The sequence below is a fragment of the Xanthomonas sp. Leaf148 genome (genome assembly GCF_001423585.1).
Classification (GTDB): Bacteria; Pseudomonadota; Gammaproteobacteria; order Xanthomonadales; family Xanthomonadaceae; genus Xanthomonas.
Genome location: NZ_LMOP01000009.1, coordinates 240,113 through 258,488 on the forward strand (window position 1 = coordinate 240,113; position 18,376 = coordinate 258,488).

At 66.6% G+C, this 18,376-nt stretch carries 11 protein-coding genes and 1 other RNA gene; 11 read left to right on the forward strand and 1 reads right to left on the reverse strand.

Features of this window, described 5'->3' with window-relative positions:
* Window positions 1-38: 38 nt before the first annotated feature.
* Genes ASF90_RS13280 through ASF90_RS13295 form a run of 4 tightly spaced genes read left to right on the forward strand, consistent with a single transcriptional unit; the run spans window position 39 to window position 5,274 of the window.
* On the forward strand, window positions 39-1,061 hold the full coding sequence (locus tag ASF90_RS13280; RefSeq protein WP_055850814.1) for a hypothetical protein: 1,023 nt from the start codon (window positions 39-41) through the stop codon (window positions 1,059-1,061).
* A 13-nt stretch (window positions 1,062-1,074) separates the two neighbouring features.
* The gene (locus ASF90_RS13285) at window positions 1,075-2,982 is read left to right on the forward strand and encodes a glycosyltransferase family 2 protein (protein ID WP_055850816.1); all 1,908 of its coding nucleotides are present in this window, start codon (window positions 1,075-1,077) and stop codon (window positions 2,980-2,982) included.
* Between the two features lie 46 nt (window positions 2,983-3,028).
* Window positions 3,029-4,324, forward strand: coding sequence for a hypothetical protein (locus ASF90_RS13290; RefSeq protein ID WP_115559904.1), 1,296 nt, complete (start codon window positions 3,029-3,031; stop codon window positions 4,322-4,324).
* Window positions 4,306-5,274 (forward strand): hypothetical protein, encoded by a 969-nt coding sequence (locus ASF90_RS13295; protein WP_055850822.1) that lies wholly within the window; start codon window positions 4,306-4,308, stop codon window positions 5,272-5,274. Before ASF90_RS13290 ends, ASF90_RS13295 begins: the two co-directional genes overlap by 19 nt.
* Before the next feature lie 151 nt (window positions 5,275-5,425).
* Here ASF90_RS13295 and ASF90_RS22370 read toward each other — a convergent pair.
* Window positions 5,426-5,502, reverse strand: a non-coding RNA gene (locus ASF90_RS22370) — sX9 sRNA.
* Window positions 5,503-5,740: 238 nt separating this feature from the next.
* Here ASF90_RS22370 and pncB point away from each other — a divergent pair.
* The 7 genes from pncB to ASF90_RS13330 all read left to right on the forward strand — a co-directional run bounded on the left by pncB (window position 5,741) and on the right by ASF90_RS13330 (window position 18,368).
* Window positions 5,741-6,922, forward strand: coding sequence for a nicotinate phosphoribosyltransferase (pncB, locus tag ASF90_RS13300; protein ID WP_055850824.1), 1,182 nt, complete (start codon window positions 5,741-5,743; stop codon window positions 6,920-6,922).
* A gap of 191 nt (window positions 6,923-7,113) precedes the next feature.
* Window positions 7,114-7,569: a hypothetical protein gene (locus ASF90_RS13305; protein WP_055850826.1), complete on the forward strand. Its 456-nt coding sequence runs from the start codon at window positions 7,114-7,116 to the stop codon at window positions 7,567-7,569.
* Between the two features lie 28 nt (window positions 7,570-7,597).
* Window positions 7,598-8,107 carry a hypothetical protein gene (locus ASF90_RS13310; protein ID WP_055850827.1) on the forward strand — a complete coding sequence of 170 codons (510 nt, stop codon included), beginning with the start codon at window positions 7,598-7,600 and terminating at the stop codon, window positions 8,105-8,107.
* Between the two features lie 85 nt (window positions 8,108-8,192).
* Window positions 8,193-10,334: a UDP-forming cellulose synthase catalytic subunit gene (bcsA, locus tag ASF90_RS13315; protein WP_055850829.1), complete on the forward strand. Its 2,142-nt coding sequence runs from the start codon at window positions 8,193-8,195 to the stop codon at window positions 10,332-10,334.
* A gap of 44 nt (window positions 10,335-10,378) precedes the next feature.
* On the forward strand, window positions 10,379-12,700 hold the full coding sequence (gene bcsB, locus ASF90_RS13320; protein ID WP_055850834.1) for a cellulose biosynthesis cyclic di-GMP-binding regulatory protein BcsB: 2,322 nt from the start codon (window positions 10,379-10,381) through the stop codon (window positions 12,698-12,700).
* Complete coding sequence (bcsZ, locus tag ASF90_RS13325) at window positions 12,697-13,878, forward strand: cellulose synthase complex periplasmic endoglucanase BcsZ (RefSeq protein ID WP_055850837.1); 1,182 nt, start codon at window positions 12,697-12,699, stop codon at window positions 13,876-13,878. The genes bcsB and bcsZ overlap by 4 nt, the downstream gene beginning before the upstream one ends.
* Window positions 13,860-18,368, forward strand: a complete 4,509-nt coding sequence (locus tag ASF90_RS13330) for a cellulose biosynthesis protein BcsC (protein ID WP_055850840.1) — start codon at window positions 13,860-13,862, stop codon at window positions 18,366-18,368. Before bcsZ ends, ASF90_RS13330 begins: the two co-directional genes overlap by 19 nt.
* Window positions 18,369-18,376 lie beyond the last annotated feature (8 nt).

Consider the following 18,376-nt stretch of genomic DNA (forward strand, 5'->3'; position numbering starts at 1 on the left):
TCCTGTCCCTAACGGGTCCCCCATCAGGAATCGTACAAATGTCTTTACAGAACGACCCGCGCTCGCGGGTACGTCCGTCGTGCCTTACCTCCGTGCAGTCCAGCCCGGTTGCCACATCGTCTACCCCGTCCAGTAACGCCCGCCGCCCGCCGGTGGCCGCGCTGTCTGCGCTTGCCTTGAGTTGCGCGCTGGCTGCGTTGCCGGGTAGCGCCATCGCCGGTGCCTGGACCCAGCCGCAGGGCGATACGTTAGTGATCGTCAAGGCGCTGCATAGCGATGGCCGTGGCTGGTTCGACGACAGTCACCGCCGCACGACCTTTGGCGATGGCCAGCAATTCGATGGCAACGGCCGCAGTCGCCAGGACCAGCTCAATGTCTATGTCGAGCATGGTGTGACTGACACGCTCAGCGTGATCGGCAATTTCTATTTCACCGACGTCGGTTTCAGCAACCACGATGCCGTCAACGGTCGGCAGCAGACCACGACGACCGGCTTTGCCGATCAGGAAATCGGGCTGCGTTATGCGCTGCCGAGTGCTGCTGACGATGTCTGGCGGAGTTCGGTGCAAGCGCTGGTCAGCATTCCGGCCTATGGCCGCAGCAAGACCTACCATCCCACCCCCAGGGATCCCAGCGCAAACTCCGATCCCGCGCTCGGCCTGGGCGACTATGGCCTGGAGCTGCGTTACAGCCGCGGCCGTGGTTACACGCTGGGCGGACGCAACGGCTACGTCGATCTGGGTGGCGCAGTGCGCCTGCGCGGCAGCGCCGCCTCCGACGAAGTGCGGGTGGATGCATCCACCGGTCTGAGCCTGACTCCGAGCTGGTTGCTGTTGGGCGAGCTCAACGTGATCCAGGGCCTGGGTAATGGGCGCAACAACGTGCCGCAGCAAGGCTTCGTCGCCACCGGTACCAACTACGACCTCACCAAGCTGCAGCTGTCGACGCTGTACACCGCGCCGGGCGGCAGCCAGTGGCAGCTGGGTTACCAGCAGCCGGTGATGGGCCGCAATACCGGTGCCGCAGGCGGGCCGTTCGTGGCCGCCTGGTGGCGATTCTAAGGACGCCACGACAATGACGGTCACCTGCGAAATGGAGGCGCTGGGACGGGCGCCGGACATCGGCCGCGAACGCGGTCTGTTGGGTCGTGCGTTGGTGACGGCGGGCGTCATCACCGACGAACAGCTGCGCTCGGCGCTGGCGCTGCAGCAGCGCTGGAACTCGCGCCTGGGCGATGTGATCCTGGCCCAGCGCGGCGTGCCGGCGCAGCGCTTTTACGCCATCGTCGCGGCGCACTTCGGGCTGGAGTTCATCGATCTGGTGCAGCAGCCCCCGGACGCCGAGCTGCTCACCGCCGCCGACCTGGACAGCTATGCGCAGCGTCTGCTTCTGCCGTGGCGTCGCGAGGACGGTGTGCTGGTGCTGGCGGTGGCCGATCCCGACCCGGCGGTGTTTGCCTGGGCGCGCGCGCACTACGGCGAAGACGTGCGCTTTGTCGGCACCGCCAAGTTCGACGTGATCTGGAGCCTGCAGCGCTACGCCGACGAGCAGCTCACCGACAACGCCTTGAACCTGCTCGCCTCGCACGCACCGACGTACTCGGCGCGCCAGGTGGTCACGCGCGGGCAGAAGTTCACCTTGTGGGCGATCGCGGCGGTGTTGCTGATCGCGATGGTGTTGTTCCCGGTGCCTGCGCTGATCACCGTCAACGTGCTGGTGGCGCTCGGCTTTTTGGCGACGTTCGGTTTGAAGCTGTTGCTGGTGTGGTTCGGCTCGCGCCACCGCATCGACATCAAGGTCACCGAAGACGAAGTGGCCGCGCTGCGCGACGACGACCTGCCGGTCTATACCGTGCTGGTGCCGATGTACAAGGAGCCGGAGGTGTTGCCGATCCTGGCCAACGCGCTGCGCAAGCTGGATTACCCGATCAGCAAGCTCGACGTGAAACTGGTGCTGGAAGCCGACGACTTCGAGACCATCGACGCGGCCAAGAAACTCGGCCTGGAAGCGTTCTTCGAAATCATCCGGGTGCCGCCGTCGCAGCCCAAGACCAAGCCCAAGGCCTGCAACTACGCGCTGCATTTTGCGCGCGGCGAACTGCTCACCATCTACGACGCCGAAGACAAGCCCGAGCCGGATCAGCTCAAGCGCGTGGTGGCCGCCTTCCGCAAGGCAGAAAAGGATGTGGTGTGCATCCAGGCGCGGCTGAACTACTACAACGCCGACGAAAACTGGCTGACGCGGATGTTCACGCTGGAGTACACGCTCTGGTTCGACTTCTACCTGCCAGCGCTGGAATACCTGCGTATCCCGATTCCGCTGGGCGGCACCTCCAATCACTTCCGTCTGGACGTGTTGCGCCAGGTGCGCGCGTGGGACCCGTACAACGTCACCGAAGACGCCGATTTGGGCGTGCGGCTGATCCAGAACGGCTACCGCGTCAACGTGGTCAATTCCACCACGTTCGAAGAGGCCAACGTCAGCATTCCCAACTGGATCCGGCAGCGCTCGCGCTGGCTCAAGGGCTACATGCAGACCTGGCTGGTGCACATGCGCGATCCGGTGCATCTGTATCGCAGCACCGGGTTCAAGGGGTTCTGGGGATTTCAGTTCTTTATCGGCGGCGGATTTTTCACCGCGCTGGGCGTGCCGGTCTTGTGGGCGCTGTATGCGGTGTGGATGGTCACCGGCACCACCATGTTCGAACGGTTCTTCCCGCCGTGGCTTGCAGCGGTCTCGCTGGTCAATCTTCTGCTGGCCAATGCGTTCTTCATCTACATCACGCTGGTGGCCGCGTTCAAACGCGACTACTTCAAGTTGGCGCCATACGCGTTGACGGTGCCGTTTTACTGGGCGTTGCAATCGATCGCTGCCTACAAGGGTCTCTGGCAGCTGATCCACAATCCGTTCTATTGGGAGAAGACCACGCATGGCATCAGCAAGCATTCGGAAAACGAACGCCGCGCCGCACTCGAAGAGTAAGCCGGCAGCGCGTCGCGACAGCGGCTTGCCGGCGTTTCTGGTGGCCGTGGTGGCGCTGTCGCTGCTGAGCCAGCCGTTGTTGGTGCAGTCGATGGGCGGTGTTGCGCCGACCAGCGCGCCCGGCATCGGTGTGCCGGCCAGCGGCCTGCTGGCCTGGGCCGTCGATCTGGCGTTGCATCGTTGGGATCTGCCGTTTCAGGTATGGCCGTTTCTGGCGGTGGCTGCCAATGCATTATTCCTGTCGCTGCTGTGGCGCGATCTGGCCGGCGTGTTCGGGCGTGGCTGGGCCAGCGGGCTGACCCTGCTGGTGGGCTGCAACCCGCTGTTCCTGCTGCCGATCGCTGCCGGCGGCAGCCAGGCGGTGGGCCTGCTGGCGTTCTACGGCTTGTGCCGCACGCTGCGCCGCCTGCAGGCGCCGGTGGAGGCCTTCACCTATCTGCGTATCGCCGGGTGGCTGTGCATTTTGCTGTGCCTGGATCTGCAGACATTGGCGTTGTCGACCATGGTCGCGCCATGGCTGCTGCTGGTGATGCCGCCGCAGATGTTGCGCAAGGCGCCGGGCTCGTTCTACCTGGTGTGCTATCTGCCGTTCGCGTTTCTGGTCGGCATGTGGGCTTACGTCAATCTGACCGTGTTCAACGCGCCGTGGCCGACCCTGTCGAGCATCTCGCAAGGGGCCAGTCCGCTGCCGTTGCCGCTGGCTGCACAGGCCGAAGGCTGGTTGCCGGCGGTGCGTTGGGGCGTGGCGGCGCTGGCCTGCTTCCCGGTGTTGGCGTTGGTGATGCGGGCGCGTAACGGTGCGCTTGCGCGTGGCGTATTGGCCAGCGCCGGCACGGTGATCTGCGCGGCTGCACTGTCGTTTGCGTTCGGCTGGGCGGGCTTCGATGCCTTGTTGTTGCTGTGGGTGCCGGCAGCGCTGTTGCTGCGCGCCTTGCAGGCCGATCAGCGCAGTCAAGCCGCTGGACTATTGCTGCTCGGCCTGATCGGCGCGGCCTGGGTGCAACCGCAGGGTTGGGGCAGCTGGATGCGTGCGGCGCCTGCCGATGCGCAGTCGCTGCTGCAAGGCGAGGCGGTGGTCATGGCCGCACCGGTGTCGCTGCCGGTCGCGCGTGTGGCGACCCCTGCGGCGGCGGACACGCTGACGCCGTTGATTGATGCGGATGCCGCGATCAAGACGCACGTGGCAGCGCAGATGAGCGCCGCCGCCACGCCAGCCGGCGCTGCAACGGCCACTGCGTTGCAGCCGGACGTGAGTAACGCAGCGCTGCGTACCGGCACCTGCGTGCCGGGCACGGCAGCGTCGACCACCGAGGTGTCTGCCGCATGTGCAAACGCGTTCTAATCCTCGCAGCGTTGCTTGCCGTGTGCCTGCTGGCCAATGGATGCAATGCAGCCGCGCCGATGTGGATGGGTGCCAACGTCAAGGTTTCGGCCAATGCGCCGTGGGAAAGCGCTGCCGCTGCACAGTCGCTGGATGCGTTGGCCGGCACCGGTGCGCGCAAGGCGCTGCTGGTGGCCTTCGTCTGGCAAGCGAACCCGCAATCGAACGACCCGGTGCTGGGTAGCGATAGCAGCCTGGAGGCCATGCGCGCTGCGCTGCGTCAGAGTCATCGGTCCGGTCTGCAGCCCACGCTCAAGGTGCATGTCTGGATTCCCGGCCACTGGGCCGGCGAGGTGGCGCCCGCCGACCAGGCGGCCTGGTTTGCCGCATATCAAAAGGCACTGCTGCCGCTGGCGCAGCTGGCCGAAGACGAACACGCCGAAGCGTTGGTTGTCGGCACCGAACTGCGCAAGCTGCAGGACGCGCCGCAATGGCCCGAGCTGGTCGCGGCGGTGCGCAAGGTCTATCGCGGCAAGCTGTTGTATGTGGCCGACGGGATGGAGCATGCGGAAACCTTCCGTTACTGGTCGCTGTTCGATGCGGTCGGCACCAGCCTGTATCCGCGTCTTTCCGACGCTGCCGGCGCGCGCGCTGCCGAAATGAATGCCGCCGCGCAGCGCCTGCAGGATCTGGGGCAACGCGTGGGCAAGCCGGTGTGGGTGGCCGAGTTGGGCCTGCGTTCGGCACGCGGCAGTCTTGCCGCACCGTGGGAAAGCCCGGAGCAACGCACCGCCGCGGTGGATACCCGCCTGCAACTGCAGGTGCTGCAGCAGTGGCGAAAGGTGTTGCAGGCGCACGGCGTGGACGGCATCGCGCTGTGGTGCTGGTACACCGACCCCGCCGCCGGCGGCCCGGGCGACAGCGACTTCACCGTGCAGGGCAAGCCGGCGCAGCAGGTGCTGGCGCGTTGAGGCACTGATGCGCGACCGCGCTCGGCGACAGGCCGGCGCGGCCTTTGTGTGGTCGCCCCAGCTTTAGCAGCTGCTCAGGGGGTGGAGCTGCGATCTGCGAGCTGCAGCCTTGTGGATCAGGCTGGCGCCGCTGGTGCGTGACACTAAGCGCTGCTCACAAAACGTAGCGAGCAGTCGTCAGGAGAGTGTGGACGGCGCGCTCAGAACCGGCGTGTACATGCTGCACCGAACACCGAACACCGAACACCGAACACCGCCCGCGCCCGCCTGGCGGTGAGCACCGTCCTTTTCTTAGCTGCTCTAAGTGACCGCAAGCCCCATGCGGCCCCGCAGACGCCCAGGGAAATTCGACAAGGCCCCCGCGCTGGAGCGTGCGCCCTTAACTTAGGGCGGGGAGCCGCGGCCGGCGGTCGGGTCATGCCCAATGCACGCGCGGCCACTGTCGCTGCGGGCATAATCCGGCGGCATGATCATCCATTCGTTGCTCGACACCGACCTGTACAAATTCACCATGATGCAGGCGGTGCTGCATCAGCACCCGGCCGCGCAGGTCGATTACCGCTTCAAGTGCCGCACGCCCGGCGTGGATCTGGCGCAGTTCATCGATGAGATCTCGCGCGAGATCGATGCCTTGTGCCGGCTGCGCCTGCGCGAGGACGAGGTGGACTACCTGCGCAGCCTGCGCTTCATCAAGCCGGATTTCGCCGATTTTCTGGCGCTGTTCCATCTGGACCGCAAATACCTGCAGCTGTCGGCGTCGACCACCCACCCAGGTGAGATCGAGCTGACCATCCGCGGCCCGTGGCTGCACACCATCCTGTTTGAAGTGCCGTTGCTGGCGATCATCAACGAGGTGTGGTTCCGCAACACCTCCGAGCCGGATTTTGAAGAGGGCCGCAGCCGCCTGCGCGCCAAGGTGAGCAGCCTGCGCAACATGCCGGCCGGCTGCAAGATCGCCGACTACGGTACCCGTCGCCGCTACTCGCGGCACTGGCATGGCGAGCTGCTGCCGCTGCTGCGCGATGGCCTGGGCGAGCAGTTCGTGGGCACCAGTAACGTGTATTTCGCCAAGCATTACGGGCTGACCCCGCTGGGCACCATGGCGCACGAATACCTGCAGGCATTCCAGGCGCTGGGGCCGCGGCTGCGCGACAGCCAGGTCGCCGCGCTGGAATCGTGGGCGCGCGAATACCGCGGCGATCTGGGCATTGCGCTGTCGGACATCGTGGGGCTGGACGCGTTCTTGCGCGACTTCGATCTGTATTTCTGCAAGCTGTTCGACGGCATGCGCCACGACTCCGGCGACCCGTTCGAATGGGGCGAGCGGGTGATCGCGCATCTGGAAGCCCACCGCATCGATCCCAAGACCAAGGTGCTGGTCTTCAGCGACGGCCTCAACATCGACAAGGTGATGCGCCTGTACGCGCACTTCCACACCCGTTGCCGGCTGGCCTTCGGGGTGGGCACCAGCCTCACCAACGACCTGGGGCCGACGCCGCTACAGATCGTCATCAAGATGGTCCGCTGCAACGACCAACCGGTGGCCAAGCTCAGCGATTCGCCGGGCAAGAGCATGTGCGAAGACGCCGGCTACCTGCGTTACCTGCGCGACGTGTTCGGTCTGCCGCCGATGCCCGAAGGGGCCTGACCAGCGGCGGCAATGACTGACGCAGGCCGGCATGAACTGCCGAAACGGGCGGCCTGCTGTCGGGGAATGCCCGGAAAAGTGAGATGCATCTCTCAAACGCTGGTTGGCAAACGTTAACATTGGCATCACGCTTGCATCACTTTTAGTGCAACCGTCGTATGTGACGTCCCTTTCCTTGCGAAGCCTGTTGAATGCCTGCACTCGACCCCTTGTCGCTGTACCGCACGCGGAGCTGCTCCCGGCAGTGGCTGGGCTTTGTGCGGGCGATGGCCGAGGAGTTCGGCGCCGAGCTGCCCGAGCACGACCTGTCCACCTTGATGGCCCGGATCGGCCGCCGCTTCGCGCGTGAGCACAGGCTGGCGTCCTGCGCCGCGCTGGACGAGGTGCAACAGGCCGCCAATGCGATCTGGGACAGCTGCGACTGGGGCCAGTGCGCAATGGACGAATACCCTGACCACGTGCAGATCCGGCACGGCGGTGCGCCGTTGAGCGTGGCGCTGGACGGGGCTGGCTGGAGCGATGGGTTCCTGCAAGGGGTCTACGAAGGATGGTTCCAGCAATTGGGGATGCTGGCAGGCCTGGCGGTGCAGACCGTGCCGGCCGATTCCGTCGATCTGCGCCTGTTTGTCCTGGCGCGGACGGCATGAGCATGTGCGATCAGGCAAGGGGAGTGTGATGGCACCGAAGAACACCAAGAACACGTCGGGACACGACGACGTATCGGGTCTGTTCGCGCGTTTGGGGACGCAGGCGAGCGAGGGCTATCACGATTTCGCCTACACCCAGCTGCCGCCGCGCAAGCCGGGCGTGGCGCCTGCCGAGGCGCCGGAAGCTACGCAGACGGCGCCGGTTGCGCCGGAGGCTGCGGTCGCGCCGGTACACGTGCCGACAGCGCGTTCGCCCGCACTGTCAGCGGCAGTGGCGACGCCGGTCGCACCGCTCGTGGCCCCGTCGTCGCCGGTGATGCAGGCAACGGCGCTTGCCGACCAGACAGTTGGCGTATCGCCCGGCGATGCGCTGGCACCGCTGCGCAAATTGCGGCAACGCGATGAGCCTGTCGCGCGCGGCCTGTTGTCGCTGGAGCGGCCGGCGCAGACGCCGTTGGAACAGCTGTTCCAGCGGTTGCTGCAGGCCGACGCGCGCGCCTCTGCGCACAGCCCGCTCCAGCGCCTGCGCTCGCGTTGAGCGCTCCCTTCCGTGATGCCCGGCAAGCGCGTGATGCGTTTGTCGCCGCGTTGCCGTACGTCTGCCACGTTTCCAGGATTGCCCGATGACCACTGCCAGCCTTCGTTCCGCATCACCGTTGCCCACGCTGGCAACCTGGGCGCTGTGGCTGCTGGGTGCGTTGTTGCTGGTGTTTGTGGTCGCAGTCCCGATGGATGTCACCCAGCAGCTGGTGTTCTCCGGCGTGCTGTTCGCAGTGGCGCTGGCGGTGCGCAACCGTGGCGGGCGGGTGGTCATCCTGATGATGATGGGGATGTCGCTGGCAGTGTCGTGCCGCTACATCTGGTGGCGCATGACCCAGACCATGGGCGTTGGCAGCGCGGTGGATTTCATCCTCGGCCTGGGCCTGCTTGGTGCGGAGCTGTACGCGTTCGTGATCCTGGTGCTGGGCTATTTTCAGGTGCTGTGGCCGCTCAATCGCAAGCCGGTCCCATTGCCTGCCGACCAGAGCCTGTGGCCGAGCGTGGATGTGTTCATTCCCACCTACAACGAGCCGTTGTCGGTGGTGCGCACCACGGTGCTGGCCGCCAGCGTGATCGATTGGCCCGCCGGCAAGATCAATATCTATCTGCTCGATGACGGCCGCCGCGACGAATTCCGCGAGTTCTGTGCCGAGGTCGGCATCAACTACGTCACCCGCACCAACAACGCGCACGCCAAGGCCGGCAACATCAACGCCGCCTTGAAAAAATGCAGCGGCGAATACGTGGCCATCTTCGATTGCGACCACATCCCGACCCGCTCGTTCCTGCAGGTGGCGATGGGCTGGTTTCTGCGCGATACCAAGCTGGCGCTGGTGCAGATGCCGCACTATTTCTTTTCGCCGGACCCGTTCGAGCGCAACCTCGATACGCATGGCAAGGTGCCCAACGAAGGCGAGCTGTTTTACGGTTTGTTGCAGGATGGCAACGACCAATGGAATGCCACGTTCTTCTGCGGTTCGTGCGCGGTGATCAAGCGCACTGCGTTGGAAGAGGTTGGCGGCGTGGCAGTGGAAACCGTCACCGAAGATGCGCACACCGCGCTCAAGTTACAGCGTCGCGGCTATCGCACCGCGTATCTGGCAGTGCCGCAGGCAGCGGGTCTGGCCACCGAGAGCCTGTCCGGGCACGTGGCGCAGCGCATCCGCTGGGCGCGCGGTATGGCGCAGATCGCGCGCATCGACAACCCGTTGCTCGGCCGCGGGCTCAAGCTGTCGCAGCGGCTGTGCTATCTCAACGCGATGCTGCATTTCTTCTACGGCTTGCCGCGCATCATCTATCTCACCGCACCGCTGGCGTATCTGTTCTTCGGCGCGCACGTGATCCAGGCGTCGGCATTGATGATCCTGGCCTACGCGCTGCCGCATATTCTGCAGGCCAATCTGACCAATCTGCGCGTGCAGAGCCGCTTCCGGCATCTGCTGTGGAACGAGGTCTACGAGACCACGCTGGCCTGGTACATCTTCCGCCCGACGCTGGTGGCCTTGCTCAATCCCAAACTCGGCAAGTTCAACGTCACGCCCAAGGGCGGGCTGGTAGCGCGCGGTTATTTCGATGCGCAGATCGCCAAGCCGTATCTGTTCCTGCTGCTGCTCAACGTGGCCGGCGTGGTGGCCGGCGTGCTGCGGCTGGTCTATGTCGGCGGCAGCGGCGAGCAGCAGACGATCTGGTTCAACCTGGCCTGGACGCTCTACAACATGGTGCTGCTGGGCGCCACGATTGCCACCGCCAGCGAAACCCGCCAGGTGCGTAGCGCGCACCGGGTGCCGCTGGATGTCCCGGTCAATCTTTACCTGCCCGACGGCGGCGTGCTGGCCTGCCGCTCGGTGAATTTTTCCACCGGCGGCATGGCGATCAAGCTCGCGCAACCGCAGCCGATCGAACCCGGCTCGACTGTGCAAATCGGGCTCAGTCATCGCGGTGTGGAGCAGACCTTGCCGGCCGTGGTGCGTCAGGATCGCGATGGTCAGGTCAGCATCCAGTTCACCGAGATGTCGATGGAACAGGAACGCTGGCTGGTGGCATCGACCTTTGCGCGTGCCGATATCTGGTTGTCGCAATGGGGCCAGCACGATCGCGATTCGTTCTGGCGCTCGATGGGCCAGGTGCTGGCCGCCAGTGCGCGCGGATTCGGGCGCCTGGGTCGGCATATGGTGGACAGCACGCGTCAGGGCTTCCGCCCGGCGCGCGCGGATCTGGAGTCGTGAGCGTGATGCGTGGTGTTTCCCTTTCCCCTGCCAAGAAGCAACTGATGCGAATGTCCCCGGCCGTGTTGACCTGCGCGTTCACGCTTCTGGCCGGTCTGGCGCAGGCGCAACAGATCGCAACGACGGCGCCTGCCGCGCAGACAGGCGCCGATGCGCAAAGTGCCACCGCCGCAGCGGTCGTGCCTACCGCGGCCACACCGCCCGCCGGCAGCGCGCGCGCGGCCACGCTGCGCGATCTGGGCATCGATTACGAAATCACCTTGCGTGGTGTGCAGGGCAGTGCCGGCGTGCCCTTCAGCGTGCGTAGCGACGAGATCGTCACCGCTGCCACGCTCAATCTGAAATACAGCTACTCGCCGTCGCTGCTGCCGGACCTGTCGCACGTCAAGGTCACCATCAACGGCGTGACCGTTGCGAGCTTGCCCACCGACAAGGCCAACGCCGGCAAGTTGCTGTCGGCCGATCTGCCGATCGACCCGCGGCTGATCACCGACTACAACCAGCTCAACCTGCAACTCATCGGGCATTACACCCGCGAGTGCGAAGACCCCGACCACAGCAGCCTGTGGGCGAATGTGGATGCGGCCACCAGCCTGTCGCTGACCACCACGCCGCTGGCGCTGGCCAACAACCTGGCGCTGCTGCCGGTGCCGTTTTTCGATGTGCGCGATACGCGGCGTCTGGAGCTGCCGTTCTATTTCCCGCAGCAGCCGGATATGGCCACGCTGCAGGCGGCCGGCACCGTGGCATCGTGGTTCGGCACCCTGGCCGGCTATCGTGGCGCGGTATTCCCGGCTTCGACCAGCAGCTTGCCGGCGACCGGCAACGCGGTGGTGTTCGCCACACCCAACACCTTGCCTGCGCAGTTCGCCACCGCCGACAGCGGTGTGGCCGATATCCGCGGGCCGACGGTTGCCATCGTGGTCAACCCGACCGATCCCAACGGCAAGCTGCTGCTGGTGCTCGGCCGCAACACCGAGGATCTGCAACGCGCGGCCACCGCGCTGGCGTTGCGCGCACCGCTGACCGGTGCGGTGGCGCGGATCGGCGAGATGTCTGCGCCGACGCCACGTCGGCCGTACGACGCGCCCAAATGGATTTCGAGCGAGCATCCGGTGCGTTTCGGCGATTTGGTCACCCAGCCCGGCGCGCTCAACGTCACCGGCTATCACCCGGACCTGATCCGGGTCGGGTTGCAGCTGCCGCCGGACTTGTTCGTGTGGGAACGCGACGGCATTCCGGTGGCGCTGAAGTACCGCTACACGCTGCCGGAAGAGGACAACAAGTCCGCGCTCAACGTCAGCATCAACGAGTCGTTCGTGACCACCTTGCCGCTGACCGGCCGCCCATTCGCCGAGTCCACGCCGGTGCGCTGGTGGAACAGCCTGAGCACGCGCGGCAACATGCCGGTGCATCAGGATCTGACGCTGCCGGTGGGCGCGTTTTCGGCCAATAGCCAGCTGCGCTTCCACTTCTTTTTCGATCGCCCGCAAGGCGAGGCCTGCAAGAACACCTTCCCGGATGTCTCCGGCGCCATCGATGCCGATTCCACCATCGACCTGAGCGGTTTCGACCACTACATGGCGATGCCGAATCTGGCCGCGTTCGCCAACGCCGGTTATCCGTTCACGCGGCTGGCCGATCTGTCCGAATCGGCGATCGTGCTGCCCAATAATCCGGGCGACCAGGATCTGGGCAATGTGCTGACCTTGCTCGGCCGGTTCGGTGCGTCCACCGGCTACCCGGCACTGCATGCGCAGATCATCGCCGCCAGCGCGGTGCAGCAGCACGCCGATCGCGATCTGTTGCTGCTGGGCAGCGCCGAATCGCAACCGCTGTTCAAGCAATGGCGTGCGCAGCTGCCGGTGGGCCAGGACGGGCAGAACCGCCGCATAGGCCTGACCGATTGGCTGTTCGAAAAACTACCCGGCTTCCTGTCCTTCGACGCGCGCCGCACCGATCTGCCGACCACCACCGACATCGCGTTGCAGCCACAGCCGGACGACGTGTTGCTGATGGGCTTCGAATCGCCGTTGAAATCCGGCCGCAGCGTGGTCGCGTTTCAGACCGAAGACCCGGCCAACATGAATCGTCTGTTCGATGCCTGGTTCGACCCGGCCTTGCTCAAGGACTTCCAGGGCAGCGTGGTGTTGCTGCAGCAGAAAAAGGTCACCAGCCTGGTCGGCAATCAGACCTACTACGTGGGTCACTTGCCGCTGCCGACCTGGCTGCGCTGGTACTTCTCGCATCACCCGGTGTGGCTGGCCCTGACCGTGGTGCTGCTGGCGCTGCTGCTGGCACTGGCCGCGCGCGTCCTGCTGCGCCGGCATACCGCCGAGCGCCTCAACGACGGCCACGGGGCATGAACGCGGCCGCGCGCGGCAGTGCCATGACGCGCCGCGGCCTGCTGCGCGCCGGTGCACTGGCTTCACTGGCCGCGCTGTTGCCGGCCGGCGCGATGGCAGCGCCTGCACAGTGCGGCGCCTGGCCACTGTGGAACGCGTTCGTGTCCAAGCACATCCAGCCTGATGGCCGGGTGGTGGACTTTCTCAACGCCGATCAACGCTCCACTTCCGAAGGGCAGTCGTACGCGCTGTTCTTCGCGCTGGTGGCCAACGACCAGGTGCTGTTCGACAAGGTGCTGGGCTGGACCCGGCACAACCTGTGCGGCGGCCGCCCGGATCTCAATCTTCCGGCCTGGCTGTGGGGCCGCGATGGCAGCGGCGAGTGGCGCGTGCTCGATGCCAACACCGCCAGCGATGGCGAGCTGTGGATCGCCTACGCCTTGCTGGAAGCCGGCCGGCTGTGGAACCGCCCTGGTTACGGCAAGGCCGGCCAGCAGATCCTGCAACTGATGCGCACCCAGGAAGTGGCCACGCTGCCCGGGCTGGGGCCGATGTTGTTGCCCGGCCGCAGCGGCTTTGTCGAGCCGGGCCGCTGGACGCTCAATCCCAGTTATCTGCCGATCCAGGTACTGCGGCGCTGCGCCAACGCCGACCCCAAGGGGCCGTGGGCGGCGATCGCCGCCAACGCTGCGCGCGTGCTGCACGACAGTGCGCCGGTCGGCTTTGCACCGGATTGGACGGTGTGGGACGGCAAGGCCTTCGGCGCCGATCCCAAACGCGGCAATCTAGGCAGTTACGATGCCATCCGCGTGTATCTGTGGGCCGGCATGCTAGATGCAGGCGAGCCGCTGCGCGCGAAGTTGCTGCAGGATTTGTCCGGCCCGGCTGACCTGCTGGCCGCGGGCACCGCGTTCGCCGAAAAGATCGACACCGCCCGCGGCGTGGGTACCGGCGCCGTGCCGGTGGGGTTTTCCGCCGCGTTGCTGCCTTACCTGAGCGCGCTGCGTCAGCCCACCCTGCTCAAGGCACAGGCGCAGCGGATTCCGCTCGCCGCTACACCGGCCGCCGCTGCGCTGCCGTATTTCGAACGCACGCTGGCCCTGTTCGGACAGGGCTGGCTTGAGAACCGCTACCGCTTTGCCGCAGACGGGCGCCTGCTGCCCGCCTGGAGAACGCCTGCATGCTCCGCAAAAACCTGACCCCGCTCTACCTCGCCGGCATGATCGACCTGTGCCTGCTCGTCTCACCGGTGCACGCGCAGACCAGCGCGACCCAGCAACTGGTCGGGCAGGGCAACTACTGGCACGACCAGGGACGCGACGATCTGGCCGCCGACACCTGGAAAAAGCTGCTCGGCATCGATCCGGACCAGCCAGACGCCTTGCTCGGCCTGGCGCAGATCGATCTGGCGCAGGGCCGTCAGTCGGAGGCGCGCAAGCGTCTGCAGCAGCTCGAAGCCGCGCATCCGCAATCGCCACAGGCGCAGCGCCTGCGCGTGGCGATCGGTGCGCGCGGCAGCGCCACTGCCGGCGAAGACCCCAATCTGCGCAACGCACGCCGCGCCGCCGCGGCCGGGCGCTATGTGGAAGCCGCGCGCAGCTACGAGGCCGTGTTCGCCGGCAAGGCGCCGCCGCCGACGCTTGCGCTGGAGTACTACCAATCGCTGGCCGGCACGCCGACCGGTTGGGAGCGTGCGCGCGATGGTCTGCGCACGCTGCAGGCCAGCGACCCGGCCAACCCGTCCGTGCAGATGGCGCTGGCCCAGGTATTGAGTTATCGCGAACCCACCCGTCGCGAAGGCATCGCGCAATTGCGCACGCTTGCCCAACGCGCCGATGTGGGCGGCCCGGCGCGCACCAGCTGGCGCCAGGCGCTGCTCTGGCTCAACGCTAGCACCGCCGATGCACCGCTGTATCAGGCATTTCTGGCCGGCAGCCCGGCCGATGCGGAAGTGACCGCCAAACTCGGTCAATTGCGCGAACAACGCACGGCGGCTGCCGCTGCGCCCGCCGATCCCAACGGCATCGCGCTGGCGGAGGGCTTTCGCGCGCTCAACGCCGGCAATCTGAGCGCGGCCGAACAACGCTTCACCCAGGTGCTGCGCGCCCGTGCGCGCGACCCGGAAGCATTAGGCGGCCTGGGCTCGGTGCGGCTGCGTCAGCAACGCTTTGCCGAAGCGCAGGAACTGCTGCGCCCGGCCGCTGCCAGCAATGGCAAATGGAAAGGTGCGCTGGACAGCGCGCGCTACTGGCAACAGCTGCAGCAGGCCGAGGCCGCACGCGCACGCGGTGACATCGCGCAGGCACGCCAGCTGGTGGAGCAGTCGGTGCAGTTGTTGCCCAACGAGCCGGCCGGCCATGTCGCGCTGGGCGGTCTGCAAAGCGCCAGCGACCCGGTTGCGGCCGAAGCCAGTTATCGCAAGGCGCTGTCGCGCGATGCCGATAATGCCGGCGCCTTGCAGGGCCTGGTCGGGCTGTACAGCCGCCAGGGCCGCATGTCCGAAGCCAGCGAATTGTTCAATCGCCTGCCGGCCGCCGAGCGCGCCAAATCCGGTGGCGAAGCCTTGTTGCGTTCCAATGTGCAGCGCGCCCGCGCGCGGCAATCGCTGGAGGCCGGCGATACGGTCAGCGCGCGGGCCGAGCTGGAAGCTGCCATGGTCGAACGCCCCGGCGATGCCTGGATTCGCCTGGATCTGGCCCGCCTGTACCAACAGGCCGGCCGTCCCGATCAGGCGCGCAGCGTCATGGATGGCCTGCTTGCCGTGCACGGCGACCAACCCGAAGCGCTGCACGCCAACGCCTTGCTCGCACAGGAAAGCGGCGACTGGCAGGGCGCGTACGACAGTCTGGATCGCATTCCTGCCGCAGCGCGTACGCCGGAGATGACCCAGCTGCGCACCACTGCCTGGATCGAACTGCAGGCGCGTCAGGCGCGGCTGCTGGTGGAGCAGGGCAGGGTAGGCGAGGCGCAGCAATTGCTCGCACGTACCGAAACCGCGCTGGGCAACCAGCTCGACGATCCGCAATTGCTGGCCGCCCTGGCCGGCGCGCATGCCGACGCCGGCAATGCCTCGCGCGCGCTGGTGCTGGCGCAGCGGCTGGTCACCGGTGCCAACCCGCGCACCGAAGACCGCCTGCAATATGCCGGCGTGCTGCTGCGTGCGCGTCAGGACGCCGAGTTGTCGGCGGTGCTGCGCCAGCTGCAATCCACCACCATGACGCCGGAACAATTGCGTCGCTATCAAAACTTGCGCAGCGCCTACACGCTGCGCCAGGTGGACGCCTTGCGCGAGCTCGGCAATCTGGAAGGCGCCTACGACGCGTTGTCGCCGATCCTGGCTCAGCAACCGGACAACCGCGACGCTCAGGCGGCATTGGCACGGCTGTATGCCGCAGCCGGCGATCAGCGCCAGGCGCTGGCGATCTATCAGCAGATCCTGCAGCGCCACCCCAACGATCTGGACACGCTCACCGCTGCCGCCAACAGCGCCGCCGCGCAATCGGATCTGCGCAACGCCGAGAGTTATCTGCAGCGCGCGCTGGCGCAGGCGCCGGAATCGCCGGACGTGCTCGCCGCCGCCGGCCGCGTGTATCGCAGCGCCGGCAAGAACCGCAAGGCCGAGCAGTATTTCCGCGCATCGCTGGCCGCGCAGCAGCGCCAGGCTGGTCAGCTCGACAACGGCTTGCCGGGCGCACGTGGCCCGGCGGCAGTCGCCTCGGCCGGCCGTCCGCTCAATCCGTTCTCCGGCATGACCGGCGCCATGCCGCGCTCGCCGGCAGTCCTGTCCGAGCGCATGCCGGCGGGTAACGCGTTTGCCGATGTCGCGCTGGAGCCGCCGGCCGCCACCCAACCGGCAACTGCACGCTTCGCCACCGCCGCAGCCGTCGATGCCTACGCCGGCAACACGGTCGATACGCTGCCGCAGCCGGTGAGCGCCGCACCCTCGTTTTTGCCGGCGCCCAACAGCCGCAGCCGCCTGCCCACGCGCAGCGCCACCGCGTTCGTGCCGGACAACACCGCTCCTTCGCGCAGCGTTACCGCGCAAGAAACGCGCGCGCCCAGCAGCGGCAACAGCGTGCTCGACGAACTGCGCGCGGTGCAATCGGAAAACAGCGACAACCTCGCCGGTGGCGCGCTGTATCGTTCGCGCGATGGCGAGGACGGCCTTGGGCGACTGGACGACATCGAAATGCCGGTGCAGGCCGACTTCGCGGTGGGAGAAGGCAAGCTCGGCGTCACGCTGACGCCCACCGTGGTGGATGCCGGCACGCTGACCACCGATTACGCCACTGCCAGCCGCTTCGGCGCCGGCCCGCAGACGGCAGTCAACGACGCGCTTGCCGCCGACCGCAGCCCGATCGACACGCTGACCAACTCGTCGGTGTATCAGTTGCTCGCCACCCAGGGCGATAACGTCGCCACACGCGAACGCCTGCGCCGTTACGCCTTGAATACCGGCTTGTTCGGCGAGCTGCTGACCGAAAACAACAACAGCACGCCGGCGGCATTGGCCGCGCTGGCCAACGAGCCGCTGCCGGCATATCTGCTCAGCGTCAACGCGTCCAGCACGCCGATTGCGCAGCTGGCGCGCGACATCCTCAGCAACACTGCGATCAGCGAACAGCTGGCCGCCGGCGACGGTGCCGCGTTGCAGGCATTGGCCAGCAGCACCGCTGCCGCGCAGCAGACGCCCACTTCGCTGGCGGCCACGCTCAACAGCATGGCCGCCAGCGGCAATGGTGCGCGCCGGCTCAGCCAGGACGACACCGGCGTGGGTGTGGGCGTGCGCTATCGCAATGGCGGTTTCAGCGCCGATGTGGGCAGCACGCCGATCGGGTTCCAGGAGCAGAACGTCGTCGGTGGCGTCGGCTATCGCGGCGAGATCGGCGACACGGTGAGCTGGTCGGCCGATGCCTCACGGCGCGCGGTCACCGACAGCGTGCTGTCGTTCGCCGGTGCGCAGGATGCACGCAGCGGCCGCGAATGGGGCGGTGTCACCAGCAACGGCATCGTGCTCTCTGCCACCGCCGACAACGGCTTGCTCGGTGGGTATGCCAACCTTGCCGCGCACCGCTTGATCGGTAACAACGTGGCCGACAACGACCACCGCCAGGCCGACCTGGGCTTCTACGTGCATGCGTTGGAAACCCAGCATCAGTCGCTGACCGCCGGCGTCAATCTGACCGCCATGCAGTACGACAAGAACCTCAGTGGATTTACGTACGGCCACGGCGGGTACTTCAGCCCGCAGGAATATGTGGACCTCGGTTTCCCGGTGCATTGGAGCGGGCGCAGCGCGGGGCAGAGCGTCAACTGGAAGGTCGATGCCAGCGTCGGCGTGCAGCATTTCAAGACCGACCCCACGCCGTATTTCCCCACCGACCCGACGCTGCAGCAGGCCGCCTACGACGCCGCATCGCTGGCGGCGCTGCTCGGCCTGGTCGACCGCTACACCGACCCGGTGTATGCGGGCGAAAGCCGCACCGGCGTGTCGTACAACCTCAGTGGCGCAGCCGAATGGCAGGTGGCGCCGCAGTTGTTCCTGGGCGGGCGCATGACCTTCAACAATGCACGCGACTACAACCAGTTCAGCAGCAATCTCTATCTGCGCTTTGTGATGGATCGCCTGGGCGCTGCGTTGGGTCGCGCACCGCAGGTGCTGACCTCGCCGTATGCCGCAGATAGGTGATACACGGC